This is a genomic window from Streptomyces maremycinicus (assembly GCF_001184025.1).
GTDB classification, from domain to species: domain Bacteria; phylum Actinomycetota; class Actinomycetes; order Streptomycetales; family Streptomycetaceae; genus Streptomyces; species Streptomyces maremycinicus.
This window is the reverse complement of the sequence record NZ_BBYG01000011.1, coordinates 203,010-218,071: the sequence shown is the minus strand read 5'-3', so window position 1 is coordinate 218,071 and position 15,062 is coordinate 203,010. Positions and strand designations below refer to the sequence as shown.

The following is a 15,062-nucleotide window of genomic DNA, read 5'->3' as shown; positions in this document are numbered from 1 at the left end:
GACTCCCGTCAGTAGACGTCCCGCACATACCGCTTGTCGGAGGCGAGCTGCTTCACATGGGCCACCGCCTCCGGCTCGCTCAGGCCGCCGTGCAGGACCGCGACGTCGCGCAGGGCCAGGTCGACGTCCTTGGCCATCCGCGAGGCGTCCCCGCAGACGTAGAAGTGGGCGCCGTCCTGGAGCCACGACCACAGGTGCGAGCCGTGCTCGCGGATCCGGTCCTGGACGTAGACCTTGGCCCGCTGGTCGCGCGAGAAGGCGGTGTCCAGCCGGGCCAGGGTCCCGTCGTCCCGCAGGGCGGCCAGCTCCTGCTCGTAGTAGAAGTCCGTCGCCCGGTGTTGCTCACCGAAGAACAGCCAGTTGGGAGCCCGGTGCCCACGGGCCCGGCGCTCCTCCAGGAAGCCGAGGAACGGTGCCACGCCGGTGCCGGGGCCGACCATCACCATCGGGGTGGCCGGGTCGGCCGGCGGCCGGAAGTGCGGGCTGCGCTGCACATGGACGGCGACCTCGGCGCCGGGCGCGGCGTCGGCCAGGAAGGGCGAGCAGACGCCCTGCCGGGGGCGGCCGGCCAGGTTCTCGTACCGCACGACCGAGACGGTGAGCGAGACGAGGTGGGGGTCGGTCAGCGGGCTGGACGAGATGGAGTACAGCCGCGGCTGGAGCCGTCCCAGCAGCTCGGCCCACTCCTGCGGGTCGGCGCGGACGCCGAACTCGGCGACCACGTCGACGGCCTGGCGGCCCCAGGACCACTTCGCCAGCTCGCCCTTGTTGTCGGGACGCAGCAGCTTGCGCAGTTCCCGCGGGTCACGCGTGCGGTCGGCGGTGAAGCGCAGCAGGGCCGGGGTGATCCGGGTGATGTCGAGATGGCGCAGGAAGGCCTCACCGAGAGCGACCTCGCCGACGCCGTTCACCCGCACGGGCGTGTGCGGGTCCAGCCCGGTGACGCCCAGCCACTCCGCCACCGTCTCCGGGGAGTTGAGGGGGCGCACCCCGAGGGCGTCGCCCGCCTCGTAGACGAGCGGGGTCTCGCTGTCGCGGGTGTCGAAGGTGAAGCGGCGGACCTCCTTGCCGGAGCCCGGCAGGCTCAGCGGACGGTTGCCGGTCAGACGCGCGGTGACCGGCGCGGGGCGCTTGGAGCGCGGCGCGACGCGGGCCTTCGTCACGGTGGCGGCGGAGACGGTTTCCGTGACGGAGACGGCTTGCGCGACCGACACCGTTCCCCCGGCGGCGAGGGTTTCGCTACGGGTTGCCGGTGCGTGAGCGGTGGCGGGACCCGGAGCGACCGGGAGCCCGGCCGGGGCCGCGGGCATCGGCTCCGCGGCCTCCTGAAGCGCGGTGGTCACCTGGTCCAGCCAGGCCTGCGCCTCCGTCTCGTAGTCCGGTTCGCAGTCGGTGCGGGGAGCCAGCCGGACCGCGCCGAGTTCGTCCAGCCGACGGTCCAGCCGGCGGCCGTGCCCGCAGAAGTCGTCGTACGAGGAGTCCCCGAAGGCGAGGACGGCGTACCGGTGGCCCTCCAGGCGGCCGGTGTCCAGCGCGGCGAGGCCGTCCCAGAACCCGGCGCCGTTGTCGGGGGCGTCGCCGTCGCCGAAGGTGCTGGTGATCAGCAGCAGGTCGGCGTCCGAGGGCAGTGCGGCGGGGTCGGCCTCGTCCATGGCGACGAGGGACGCCAGGTGACCGCCCGCGGTGAGCCGCTCGGCGGTGGTGGAGGCGAAGTCCTCGGCGTTGCCGGTCTGCGAGGCCCACAGGATCACCACCCGGCGCGCCGGGACCTGCGGGGGTGCGGCCGCCGTCGTGGCCGTGGTGCGGGAGTACATGCCGGCGAGGGTGCCGTTGACCCACAGCGCGTGCTCGGGGCTGAAGGGCGCGTCCGCCGGCAGCACGGGTACGCCCGGGGCGCCGGCCGGGATCCCGGCGAGGAAACCGACCAGATACTGCCGCTCCCGCTCGGTCAGGACCGGCGGCGGGGCGGGGCGCAGACCGAAGACCTCGGCCGCGGACGGCAGGACGGCGGTCGGCACGAGGGCGGCACCGGGCCCGTCCGGCAGCGGGGAGCCGGTGCCCGGCCCGCCCACGGACGGAACCGCCGGGGCCGGGGTCTGCGAGGCCGGGGTCTCCGGTGCCGGGGTCTGTGTGACGGGCGGCTGCACGCTGACCGGTGTCGACACCTTCGTCAGGGCGACCGCGCACACCTTCAGCTCGGGCTGGAAGGACAGCGGGTCGACGGCGTCGCTGGTGACCGCGTTGACGCTGAGGTACTCGCCGAACAGGTCGTTCCAGTGGAACGGCGCGAAACAGGAGCCGGGCAGCACGCGGTCGGTGACCACGGCCGGCAGCACGGCACGGCCGCGCCGCGAGGCGACCTCTACGGAGTCGCCGTCCGCCACGCCGAGCGCGGCCGCGTCCTGCGGGTGCACCTCCACGAACGGGCCGGGATCCAGCTTGTTGAGCTTGGCCACCCTCGCGGTCTTCGTCAGGGTGTGCCACTGGTGCTGGAGGCGGCCGGTGTTCAGGAAGAACGGGTAGTCGTCGTCCGGCATCTCGGCGGGCGGGACATGCGGACGCGGGTGGAACACCGCGCGGCCCGACGCCGTGGGAAAGGTGAGCGAACCGTCGTCGTTCACGTAGCGGATCGGGTTGCGGTCAGGACCGTCGGCGGTGGCCGCCGGCCACTGGACGGGGGTGGCACGCAGCCGGTCGTAGGTCACTCCGCGCAGGTCGTAGCCGGTCTGCGCGTTGTGGGCGCGCTTGATCTCCTCGAAGACCTGCTCGGCGGTGTCGTAGGCGAAACCGTCTTCGTACCCCATGGCGCGGGCGACGGCCGCGATGAGCCGCCAGTCCGCCATGGCCTCACCCGGCGGGTCGGCGGCGGGCCGGGCCAGGGTGAGGTTGCGTTCGCTGTTGATGAGCACGCCCTCGGTCTCGGTCCACAGCGCGCCCGGCAGGACGACGTCGGCGTAGGCGTTCGTCTCGGTTTCGGCGAACACGTCCTGCGCGACGACGAACTCGGCGGCCTCCAGTCCCTCGATGACCGTCCTGCGGTTGGCGACGGAGGCGACCGGGTTGGTGCAGATGATCCAGCAGGCCTTGATGTCGCCCTCGGCCATCCTCCGGAACATCTCGACCGTGCCCTTGCCCACGCCGTCGGCCCTGATCGTGCCCGGCGCGAGTCCCCACAGCTCCTCGACGAAGGCACGGTCGCCCTCGACGAGCACGGAGCGCTGGCCGGGCAGCCCGGGGCCCATGTAACCCATCTCCCGGCCGCCCATCGCGTTGGGCTGACCGGTGAGGGAGAACGGGCCGCTGCCCGGGCGGCAGATCCTGCCGGTGGCGAGGTGGAGGTTGATGAGCGCGTTGGTGTTCCAGGTGCCGTGCGTGGACTGGTTGAGGCCCATGGTCCAGCAGCTGGTCCACTCCCCCGCCTCGCCGATCAGCCGGGCCGCCGCACGGAGGTCGTCCTCCGGTATGCCGGTGATCTCGGCGACCGTCGCGGGCGCGTAGTCGGCGAGGAACTCCGGCATGGCCTCCCAGCCCTCGGTGTGCGCGGCGACGAAGTCGGGATCGGTGTGGCCGTTCTCGTGCAGGAGGTGCAGCAGGCCGTTGAGCAGGGCGAGGTCGGTACCGGGCGCGACCTGGAGGAACAGGTCGGCCTTCGCGGCGGTGGCGGTGCGCCGCGGATCGACGACGATCAGCTTGGCGCCCGCCTTCACCCGGTCCATCATCCGCAGGAACAGGATCGGGTGGCAGTCGGCCATGTTGGACCCGATGACGAGGAAGACGTCCGCCTTGTCGAGGTCCTCGTACGATCCGGGCGGGCCGTCGGCGCCGAGGGAGAGCTTGTAACCGGTTCCGGCGCTGGCCATGCAGAGCCGGGAGTTGGACTCGATCTGGTTGGTGCGGAGATAGCCCTTGGCCAGCTTGTTGGCCAGGTACTGCGCTTCGAGACTCATCTGGCCGGACACATAGAGGGCCACCGCGTCGGGGCCGTGCTCGTCGACGATCGCCCGCAGCCGCCGTCCCGTCTCGGCGATCGCCGCGTCCACCGGGGCGGGCTCCGGTTCCGCGCCGCGATCCGGGCGGACGAGCGCGCTGGTGAGCCGGCCGGGCGCGGCGAGCATGTCGGCGGTGGTCGCACCCTTGGTGCACAGCCGGCCGAAGTTCGCGGGGTGCCGCTTGTCGCCGGACGCCTTCAGGACCGTACGGCGCCCGTCCGGACCGAGGCCGATGTCGAGGAGCATTCCGCAGCCCACACCGCAGTACGAGCAGACCGTGCGCACCTTCGTCGTGGTCGCGCTGTCGGTCCGCGGGTCCAACGCGGCCACGGGCGCCCCTTTCCGTCTGACGATCGGCCTGGTGAGAGCCTCTGCAAGCCTCTGTGACGGTACGAAGCGTGCATTACGCAGGTGTCTCCCGGACCGGCCACCAGGAGTTAAGCCCGGCGCACACCGAGGGGCGGACGGATGTGAGCGGGCCGCCGCCCCGCGGGAGGACAGCCTGCCCGGGCGACAGGCGACAGGTGTCGGACGACGGACGACGAGCGACGCCGATACGGGCGGGTGACGGCACGCGTCACCCGCCCGTATCGGCGTTGCTCGCGGGCAGGAACGGTCGCAGCCGTTCCCGTCACGCGTCCGACAGCTCTAGGCGTAGGTCTCGAACTCGGCGATCTTCGGCGTGGCGCTGGAGCCCGTGATCTCGAAGGTGACCTTCTTCAGGGAGGTGGACGCGAAGGAGATGGTGCCCGCTCCGCTGCCCGAGGTCAGCTGCGCCCCGGTGTCGGCGTTGAGCACCCGCCAGGAACCGATGTTCCCGGTGGCACCGGACGCCTCCCTGATGTTGATCTTGGAGATGGTGGTCGCCGAGCCCCACTTGATCGAGATGGAGCCGGTCGACCCGCTCGGCGACCAGTAGGTGCCCGTGTCACCGTCGCGGACGTTGCCGTAGCTGGTGCCGGAGGCCTTGCTGGAACCGTCGGAGTCGGCGCCGATGCTCAGGTTGGTCCCGCTGGGCGTCGAGGTCGCGGTGGCCGTCGGCGTGGCGGTGGCGGTGGCCGTCTGCGTGGGAGTCGAGGTGGCGGTCGCGGTGGGCGTCGTCGCCGCGCAGTTGCCGTCCGACACCTTCAGGCCGTTGTTGGCGCCCGCCGTCGCGGTCACGATCGACGGCACGCAGGACGCGGCGTCGAGAGTGTAGGAGTAGGGGATGCCGACGGTCGTGTTCGACGTCGGGTTCGGCCCGGCGGGGTTGTTGTCCTCGCCCGGCTCCGACCAGGTCACGTTGTCGAAGATGTTGCCGCTGACCTGCCAGTACCCGGGCAGGTCGGTGTAGAAGGTGCCGAGGACGTCCTTGGAGTCCTTGAAGTAGTTGTTGTCGACCTTGGCCTTGCCGCCGGCCCGGGGGTTGATGCCCGACTCGTTCAGGCTGACGTAGTAGTTGTTGTAGATGTGGGCGGTGGCGCCGCGCAGCAGGGGCGTACGGGAGTCGATGTTCTCGTAGCGGTTGTGGTGGAAGGTGACCGGTCCGTTGGCGAGGTCGCTGTCGCTGGAGCCGACGAGACCGCCGCGGCCGGAGTTGCGCAGGATGCTGTAGGACAGGGTCACGTACTGGGTGCCGTCCTTCATGTCGAACAGGCCGTCGTAGCCCTCCGACTCACCGCCCGAGGCGATCAGCGTGGCGTGGTCGACCCAGACGTTGTGCACGTCCGACTCCATGCCGATGGCGTCGCCGCCGTTGGAGGTGGGCGAGCCGGACTTCTTCACGTTCTGGACGGTCACGTTCTGGACGATGATGTTGCTGGACTGACGGATGTGGATGCCGATCTGGTCGAACACCGCCCCGCCGCCGACGCCGACGAGGGTGACGTTGCTGATGCCCTTCAGCTCGATCACGCCGGCGGCGGTGTTGCACCCGGTGCCCGACACCTTCGCGGTGTTGGCGACCGTGATGGTCCCCTCGACCTGGATGGTGATCGGGGTGCTGGTGGCGGCCCGGCCGCACAGGGCCTGGTGGATCTGGGTGCCCGTCGTGGCCTTGACCGTCGTCCCGCCGGCGCCGCCCGTGGTGCCGCCGTTCTGAGTGGCGAACCCGGTCGCGCCGGCGGCGGCCGCCGACGCGGTGGGCATGGACAGGACCACGCCTGTCGCCGCCGCCAGGGCCAGCGTGCCGAGTGCCGCGGAGAGTCGCAGAGCGACTGGCTTTCTCATCCTTGCCTCGTCTTTCGTGATCGCGTACCGGGGTGACGCGCCGGTCCGTGCCCGGATCCGGGACGGCCGGGATCGCGCACCCATGCCATGTTCATGCCATGCGTATGCCGAAGCGGGCCCCGGCCCGCCGCCGCGGACGCCGTTCGCGCGACGGAACGGAAGGGACGGGGCGGAAGGGACGCAACGGTGATGCCGAGGTGGTGCGAGCGGAGCCGATGTGGTGCGGGCGGAGCCGATGTGGTGCGGGGGACGCCTCCGGACGCGGGGCGACCGGGCCGACGGGGGCCACGGAGGCCCGACCGACCCCTGGTGCGGGTGACTGGCCGCCGCGGCCACGGCGACGAGCGCGATGCGTCCGCGCCCCGGAGCGCATCCCGGCGGCCTGGCGCGTCGGCATTTCGGTGCGGTCGGCCCTGATCAGCCGGGCGCCGGATCGGTTGCGGCCCACGGACTGCCCCACGGCCGATACCGCGGGCCGCCTCCACCGGCACGGTCAACAGGTGCCTGGAAAGCGCTTTCTCCCCGTGAGGATAGGGCGGCCACTACCGGCTGACAAGTATGTGAACACCGATCGACCAGACAGCCTCCCGATGCCGCCCGACCCGGACTCCCGGGAGTGCCGGAACACAGCAACGGAGGGCTGCGGACTTCCCGCACGGGCACCTCGCATCGCGACTCCGTAGTTCATATACATGAACGAGCGTCTCGCTGTCGCCGACACCTGGCGCCGCCACGCCCCGCCCTACCCTCACCCCCGCCGTCGCCCTGGCTCTCACCCTCGCCCCCACCCACGCCATCGCCCTCGCCCTGACCGTCGCCCTCGCCTCCATCCACCGCCCTCCGCACTCCGCACTCCGCACTCCGCACTCCGCACTCCGCCACGGGAGCCACCACGCGCCCCCTCACCGTTCACCCGACGGCACCTCGACCCCGCCACAGGAAGGCCCGCCCCGAGAGCCCGCACCCGAAGAGCTCCAGCGCTCTGAGCGGGGGCGTTGCGTCCGGTTCCGGGGTGGACCCTTTACCCGCCCCTGATGGCATGGCCGCGTCAAATCTGTCAGGCTTCCGGCAGCCGTCGCGCACCGCCCTCCGGCACACCCATGCCGTCGGGGACAGCCACCGAGCAGGCCGGAAACCCGGCCGCCGCAAAGGAGCCACGTGTGAGACCCACCCCCCGCAAGGCCTTCGCCTCGAGCGCACTCACCCTCGCCGCGCTGGCCGCCGTCTCGCTCCCCGCCACTTCCGCTGCCGCCACGCCCGCTGCCGCAACACCCGTGAGCGCCACCGCCACCGCCACCGCCACCGACGCCGCCGTCACCTCCGCGGCCGACGCCTGCACCCCGGCGCAGGTGATCACCAACGGCGGCTTCGAGAGCGGCGTCTCGCCGTGGACCCAGTCCTCGACCACCGTGATCACCAGCCGCACCGGCCAGAGCGCCCACGGCGGCACCGCGTTCGCCTGGCTGGGCGGCGTCGGCAGCACCCACACCGACACGCTCTCGCAGAGCCTCACGATCCCGTCCGGGTGTGCCGCCGCCACCCTCACGTTCTGGCTGCACATCGACACGGCCGAGACGACCTCGTCCACCGCCTACGACAAACTGACGGCCAAGATCGGCACGACGACGCTGGCCACGTACTCGAACCTCGACAAGAACACCGGCTACGTCCAGAAGTCGTTCGACGTGTCGGCGTTCGCGGGTCAGACCGTGAGCCTCGCCTTCACCGGCACCGAGGACTCCAGCCTCCGGTCGAGCTTCGTCCTCGACGACCTCGCGCTCACCACCTCCGGTGACACCGCTCCGCCCGCCGACGCCACCCGCACCCCGGCGGCACCCTCGTACACCGTCAGTCTGACCAGCAACACGGCCGGCACGGTCTGGACCGGTCACGAGAGCGCGACCTTCACCAACGCCTCGGCGACCGCGCTCAGCGAGGTGTACCTGCGGCTGTGGGACAACTACCACGGCACCTGCACATCGATGCCGATCGCGGTCGGCAACGTCACCGGTGGCACCGCGGGAGCCCTGTCGGTGGGCTGCACCGCCCTCCAGATCACCCTCGCCAGTCCCCTGACCCAGGGGCAGAGCGCCACGATCGGCTTCGACCTGGGCATCACCGTGCCCAGCGGCGCCGACCGGTTCGGCTACGACGGGGCGTTCAGCTTCATCGGCAACGCCCTGCCCCTGCTGGCGGTGAAGGACGGCGCGGGCTGGCACCTGGACCCGTACACGAACAACGGCGAGTCCTTCTACTCGCTCGCCGCGGACTTCAGGGTGACCCTCGACCATCCGACCACCCTCCTGGTGCCGGCCACCGGCGCCTCGGTCGACGTCGCGGGCACGAGCGGCCGCACCGTCACCACGGCCACCGCCACCAAGGTCCGTGACTTCGCGTGGGCGGCCGGCCCGTTCAGCAAGATCTCCGGCACCTCGACCGCCGGGACCCCGATCAACGTCTACTCCGTCACCGGCATCAGCTCGGCCAACGCCCAGTCGATGCTCACCACCGCCAAGACCGCCGTCGACGCGCATTCCTCCCGCTTCGGCGCCTACCCGTACGGCGAGTTGGACGCCGTCATCGACAACAACTTCTGGTTCGGCGGCATGGAGTATCCCGGCTTCGTCCTCGACCTGGTCAGCACCACGGCCCTGACCCATGAGATCGGCCACCAGTGGTGGTACGGGATCGTCGGCGACGACGAGTACAACAGCCCCTGGCTGGACGAGTCGTTCACCGACTACGCCACGGACCTGGCGCTCGGCAAGACGGGGACCAGCTGCTGGAGCAGCGTCTCGTGGGCCTCGTCGGCGGAGAAGATCACCAACTCGATGGCCTACTGGGACACCCACTCCTCCCGGTACTCCACCGTCGTCTACGGCTACGGCAAGTGCGCCCTGCACGACCTGCGCAGACTCATCGGTGACACCGCGATGGCCAAGCTGCTGAAGGACTACGCCGCTTCGCACTGGTACGGCGTCTCGACCACGGCCGAGTTCAAGGCGGCCGCCCAGGCCGCCACGACCACGGACCTGACGTCGTTCTGGACGACCCACCGCATCGAGGGCTGACCCCGGCCCGACGCTCGCTCCCTGTCCACCGGCCGCCCTGTCCACCGGTCGCGTGGGTGACCCGTCCGGCGTCACCCACGCGGCCTGTCCAGCGGGCGGCCGAACCGGCGAGGCGGACGAGGCGGCAGGGCGAGCGGGGCGGACCGGGCGGGGCGGACCGGGCGGGGCCGTCAGCCGGTCTGCCGGGCGAAGGCTTCGTAGGCCTGCTCGTCGAAGAGGACGAACCTGACCTCCTGGACGTCCGTCGGCGTGGCCCGGACCGTCTCCACGGCGATCCGGGCGGCGTCGTCCATCGGCCAGCCGTAGATGCCCGCGGAGACCGCCGGGAAGGCGACGGTACGGGCGCCGACCTCGTCCGCGACCCGCAGCGACTCCCTGAAACACGAGGCCAGCAGCTCCGACCGGTCCTCGGTGGCGCTGTACACGGGGCCCACGGTGTGGATCACCCAGCGCGCGTCCAGCTCGCCCGCGGTCGTGGCGACCGCCCGGCCGGTGGGCAGGCCCTTGCCGTAGTGCGAGGCGCGCAGCCGACGGCAGTCGGCGAGGATCTCGGGGCCGCCCCGGCGGTGGACGGCGCCGTCGACACCTCCGCCGCCGAGCAGTGAGGAGTTGGCCGCGTTGACGATGGCGTCCACGGACTGCCGGGTGATGTCGCCCTGGACGAGCGTGATCGTGGTCATGCCTGCGTGTATACCAACCGGACCGGACGACCGGTCGCCTCTGTGCCGCGACCTGCTCACCCTTGCTGCCGCGACCTGCTCACCCTTGTTGCCGCAGTCTGCGCCACACGGCCTTCGCCGCGTTGTGGCCCGACATCCCGTGCACGCCCGGGCCGGGCGGGGTGGCCGACGAGCAGATGAAGACGGCGGGGTGCGGAGTGGCGTACGGGAACGGCGTCAGCTTGGGCCGCAGCAGGATCTGGAGCCCGGAGACCGCTCCGGAGGCGATGTCCCCGCCCACGTAGTTGGCGTTGCGGGCGGCGAGTTCGGCGGGGCCGGCAGTCGCCCGCGCGATGACCCGGTCGCGGAACCCCGGGGCGAAGCGCTCCAGTTGGCGTTCCATGGCGTCGGTGAGGTCGCCGGTCCAGCCGCTCGGCACATGGCCGTAGGCCCAGAAGACGTGCTTTCCGGCAGGGGCGCGGGTGGGGTCGACGACGCTCGGCTGCACCGTGATCATGAAGGGCCGGTCGGGTGCCCGGCCCTCCCGGGAGACCGCTCTGAGGGCGGTGCCGATCTCCGCGCTGTCCGCGCCGATCTGCACGGTGCCGGCGGCGCGGGCCTCCTTCGCGGTCCACGGCACCGGTCCGTCGAGCGCGTAGTCGATCTTGAAGACGCCGGGGCCGTACCGGTATCCCTCGTAGTAGTTGCCGAAGCCGGCGATCCGGCCGAGCGCGGTGGGCGAGGTGTCGAAGACGTAGGCGCGCGCCGGGGGCAGGTCGTCGAGCCGCTTGACCTCGTAGTCGGTGTGGATGCTGCCGCCGAGATCCTCGAGGTAGGCGGCGAGGGCGTCCGAGATGGACTGGGAGCCGCCGCGGGCCACCGGCCAGCCGCGGGCGTGCGCGGCGAGGGCGAAGACCAGGCCGACGGCGCTGGTGGCGAAGCCGCTCAGCGGGGCCATGACGTGTCCGACGAGTCCGGCGAAGAGGGTCCTGGCCCGCTCGTCGCGGAAGCGGCGGATGAGCCGGCTGGACGGGGGCAGGCCGACGAGGCCGAAACGGGCCAGGGTGACCGGGTCGCGCGGGAGCGCGGTCAGCGGCAGGGACATGAAGTCGCGGGCCAGGGTGTCCCACTTGGGCAGGAAGGGCGCCACCAGCCGGCGGTAGGTGCCCGCGTCGCGCGGTCCGAAGGAGGCGGCCGTCTCGGCGACGGACCTCGACAGCACCGCCGCGCTGCCGTCGAGGAAGGGGTGGGCCATGGGCAGGTCGGCGTTCAGCCACTCCAGGCCGTAGCGCTCCAGGGGCAGCGCGCGGAACGCGGGTGAGTTGATGCCGAGGGGGTGCGCGGCCGAGCACGGGTCGTGGTGGAAGCCCGGCAGGGTCAGCTCCTCGGTGCGGGCTCCCCCGCCCACGGTGTCGCGCGCCTCGAAGAGCGCCACGGAGAAGCCGCGCCTGGCCAGCTCCACCGCCGCGGTCAGCCCGTTGGGCCCCGCTCCCACCACGACCGCATCGAGCATCGACGGCACTTCGCGACCCCTTCGTCAGCCGGTGACCTCCGTAGACCGGTGGCCCCCGCGATCAGGATATGCCGGGGGTACGACAGCACCCGCGGCGCGGGGCCCCCGGAACCTCCCCGAAGGCTTCCACCGGGACCTGTCCGGACGCCTCCACCGGGACCTGTCCGGACGCCTCCACCGGGACCTGTCCGGACGCCTCCACCGGAGCACCTGTCGGGGCGTCCGCCGGACGACCCTCGGCGGATGCCGGATGCGGCCGCACAGGCCGGACGCGGGCCGGGCACCGCCCAGGGTCTCCCGGCGCGGCAGGGGCTCGCTCGCGCCCGGCCGGAGTGGCTCCGGTCCCGTCGGCTCACCGGAACCGGACGGGCGCCTACCCGGTCCGTCTCACCTGGGGTCGGGCCCCGCCCCCGACAGGATTCCCCGCACGCGCCGGGCCGTCGCCGCGTCCCGGGCGGCCGTGAAGGGAAGGGAGTTGCCGCCCCTGACCCGGAACGGACGGCCGTCGAGCGTGAGATGGGCGCCGCCCGCCTCCTCGACCAGCAGCAGTCCGGCCGCGTGGTCCCAGGCCGCCTCCCAGGAGAACGCCGTGGCGTCCAACTCGCCCCGGGCTATGGCGAGATACTCGAGGCCCGCCGATCCGCAAGCGCGCGGCGCGACCCCGTCCGTCCACAGCCCCAGCAGGGCACCCTTCTGCTCGTCGGTCGTGTAGTCGGGGTGGGAGGTGGCCACCACGAGGTCGCGGCCCGGCTCGGGCGGGCCGGCGAACAGCCGCACGCCGTCCAGGAAGGCGCCGCCGCCTCGGACGGCCGTGGCCAGCTGGTCGCGGGCCGGGGCGTAGGTCCAGGAGGCGAGCAGGACCCCGTGCCGGACGAGCGCGACCAGGGTGCAGAAGCCGTCGTCCCCGTGCACGAACTGGCGGGTTCCGTCGACCGGGTCGACGATCCAGACCGGTGCGTCACCCTGTATCGCCTCGTACGTGGCCGGGTTGGCGTGCACGGCCTCCTCGCCGACGACGACCGAGCCCGGCAGGAGGGCGCCGAGGGCCTGGGTGAGATACAGCTCCGCGTTGCGGTCGGCGTCCGTCACCAGGTCGTGCGGTCCGCTCTTCTGGTCGATCTCGTGCGCGCCGAGCTGCCGGAAGCGGGGCATGATCTCGGCCGCGGCGGCCTTGCGGACCGCCTCCTCCACGTCGGCCGAGTGGCGGGCAAGAAACTCGTCGATGGTTTCCGTGTCTTCGATCATGTCTCCATGAGAGCACGTCCCACTGACAATCCCCGCCCGCCCGGTGCATCCCGGGTGGAATCGGGATGAAGAACAGGAACGCGTTCCTCCGTTCACGCGCGTCCGCAGTCCCTGGCCCGCTCCCGCCGTGGATGACCCACCTCGCACCCGGACGGCACGCACCCCGCACCCGTGCGGCGCCCGCCCCGCCCCCGTACGGCACGCACCCCGCACCCGTACGGCGCCCGCCCCGCCCCCGGACGGCACGCACCCCGCACCCGTGCGGCGCCCGCCCCGCCCCTGTGCGGCGCCCGCCCCCACATCCGTGCCGGGCCCCTGTCAGCGGCCCACCGCGTATCCCTGCATACCGCGCGGGTTCGCGGCGGCGAGCAGGATCCCGGTCTCCGGGTCGCGGGCCACCGCGCACAGCCGTCCCTCGGACCACGGATCGCCGAGGGTCACGTCGTGGCCGCGTCGCCGCAGTTCCTCCACCACGCGGGCCGGCATGCGCGACTCCACGGTGACGCTGCCCGGCCGCATGCCGCGCGGGTAGAAGGAGCCGGGGAAGGCGTCGTTGTGCCAGTTCGGGGCGTCGATCGCGCCCTGGAGGTCGAGACCCCCGCGCACCCGCGCGCGCAGCGCGACGGCCAGCAGGAAGTGCAGCTGCCACTGGTCCTGCTGGTCGCCTCCGGGGGTGCCGAACGCCAGCACCGGCACCCCGCCGCGCAGCGCGATCGAGGGGGTGAGGGTGGTCCGGGGGCGACGGCCGGGCGTCAGCGAGTTCGGCAGTCCCTCCTCCAGCCAGGTCATCTGGAGCCGGGTGCCGAGCGGGAAGCCCAGCTCGGGAACGACCGGGTTGGACTGGAGCCAGCCGCCGCTGGGTGTGGCGGCGACCATGTTGCCCCAGCGGTCCACGACGTCGAGATGGCAGGTGTCCCCGCGGGTGTCCCCCAGGGCGCCGACCTCCGGCTCGCCCGGCGCGGGGGCCGTGGCGCTGCGGGCGACCGTCGGCTCGCCCGCGCCCAGCGGGTCGAAGGCCGGGTCGTCGTCGGCGACCACGTACGCGTGCGTGCTCAGCCGCGGGGTGCGCCCGCCGGGGCTGCCGGGCCGCAGCTCGTACGACGCCTTGTCGCCGATCAGCCGCCGCCGGTCCGCGTTGTATCCGGTGCCGAGCAGCTCGCCCAGCGGGACCTCGGCCGCGTCGCCGTACCAGGCCTCGCGGTCGGCCATGGCGAGCTTGCAGCCCTCGATCAGGAGATGGACGTACTCGGCGGAGCCGTACGCGGGCAGTTCGGGCGGGAGCAGGGCGAGCTGCTGGAGGAGGGCCGGGCCCTGGCTCCAGGGGCCGGCCTTGCACACCGTCCAGCCGTTCCAGTCGTACGTGGCCGGCGCCTCGTAGGACGCGGACCAGCCGGCCAGATCGGCGGCCGTGAGCGTGCCGGTATGCCGCCGCCCGCTGGTGTCCAGGGTGGGCCGGGCGGCCTGCCGGACCAGGGCCTCGGCGACGAACCCGGTACGCCACACCTCCCGCGCGGCCTCGATCCGCGCCTCGCGGTCGCCCGCCCCGGCGGTCTCGGCGAGCAGCCGCTTCCAGGTGGCGGCGAGGGCGGGGTTGCGCCACAGCGCGCCGGGGCGCGGCTCCTTCCCGTCCGGCAGGTACACCTCCGCCGACGTGGTCCACTCCGTCTCGAAGAGCTCCCGTACGGTCCGGACGGTCGCGCCGACGTTCTCCACGGGCGCGTGCCCGTGTTCGGCGTACCCGATGGCGTACTTCAGCACCTCGTCGAGGGACCGGGTGCCGTGGTCGCGCAGGAGCAGCATCCAGGCGTCGAACGCGCCGGGCACCGCCGCGGCCAGCGGTCCGGTGCCGGGTACGAGGTCCAGGCCGAGTGACCGGTAGTGGTCGACCGTCGCGCCCGCCGGCGCCACGCCCTGTCCGCACAGCACGCGCACCTCGCCGCCGGCCGGGGCGAGCAGAATGGGCACCTCCCCCGCGGGCCCGTTGAGATGCGGTTCGACGACGTGCAGCACGAAGGCACCGGCCACGGCCGCGTCGTAGGCGTTGCCGCCGCTCTCCAGGACGGCCATCGCCGACTGCGAGGCCAGCCAGTGGGTGGACGACACCATGCCGAAGGTGCCTTGGAGGGTGGGGCGGGTGGTGAACACGGGGGCTCCTCACTGCGCTGCGGCCGCTCCCGGGATCGTACGCACCCGCCCGCCGCGCCACACCGCCCCACACCGCCCCACACCGCCCCCGAGCAGTCCCCCGATCCCTTGATCCCTCGATCCCGGATGTCTCACGAAGAGCGGTGATGTCCCGGTTGGGCAGGGCCCCTTCGTCACCGTGCCGCCACGGAGCGAGTTCACACTTCCGCCCCACAGGGAGTCGTGTGACACT

General features: G+C 72.6%; 7 protein-coding genes. 1 reads left to right on the top strand and 6 read right to left on the bottom strand.

Annotation, left to right across the window (positions count from 1 at the left end):
* Positions 1–8: 8 nt before the first annotated feature.
* Entirely contained in the window at positions 9–4,235 is a 4,227-nt protein-coding gene (locus AOQ37_RS11450) for a bifunctional nitrate reductase/sulfite reductase flavoprotein subunit alpha (protein ID WP_374701496.1), read from the bottom strand.
* Between the two features lie 402 nt (positions 4,236–4,637).
* Positions 4,638–6,197, bottom strand: coding sequence for a pectate lyase family protein (locus AOQ37_RS11445; RefSeq protein WP_062643908.1), 1,560 nt, complete (start codon positions 6,195–6,197; stop codon positions 4,638–4,640).
* Positions 6,198–7,357: 1,160 nt separating this feature from the next.
* On the opposite strand from AOQ37_RS11445, the gene AOQ37_RS11440 reads away from it, so the two are divergent.
* Positions 7,358–9,268 (top strand): M1 family aminopeptidase, encoded by a 1,911-nt coding sequence (locus AOQ37_RS11440; RefSeq protein WP_062643907.1) that lies wholly within the window; start codon positions 7,358–7,360, stop codon positions 9,266–9,268.
* A 170-nt stretch (positions 9,269–9,438) separates the two neighbouring features.
* Here the strand turns inward: AOQ37_RS11440 and AOQ37_RS11435 are convergent, their stop codons facing one another.
* The 4 genes from AOQ37_RS11435 to AOQ37_RS11420 all read right to left on the bottom strand — a co-directional run bounded on the left by AOQ37_RS11435 (position 9,439) and on the right by AOQ37_RS11420 (position 14,830).
* Positions 9,439–9,948: an O-acetyl-ADP-ribose deacetylase gene (locus tag AOQ37_RS11435; protein WP_062643905.1), complete on the bottom strand. Its 510-nt coding sequence runs from the start codon at positions 9,946–9,948 to the stop codon at positions 9,439–9,441.
* A gap of 79 nt (positions 9,949–10,027) precedes the next feature.
* Positions 10,028–11,440: a phytoene desaturase family protein gene (locus AOQ37_RS11430; RefSeq protein WP_062644451.1), complete on the bottom strand. Its 1,413-nt coding sequence runs from the start codon at positions 11,438–11,440 to the stop codon at positions 10,028–10,030.
* Between the two features lie 387 nt (positions 11,441–11,827).
* Entirely contained in the window at positions 11,828–12,685 is an 858-nt protein-coding gene (locus tag AOQ37_RS11425; protein WP_062643903.1) for an inositol monophosphatase family protein, read from the bottom strand.
* Positions 12,686–13,003: 318 nt separating this feature from the next.
* Complete coding sequence (locus AOQ37_RS11420; protein ID WP_062643900.1) at positions 13,004–14,830, bottom strand: gamma-glutamyltransferase family protein; 1,827 nt, start codon at positions 14,828–14,830, stop codon at positions 13,004–13,006.
* Positions 14,831–15,062: the final 232 nt, after the last annotated feature.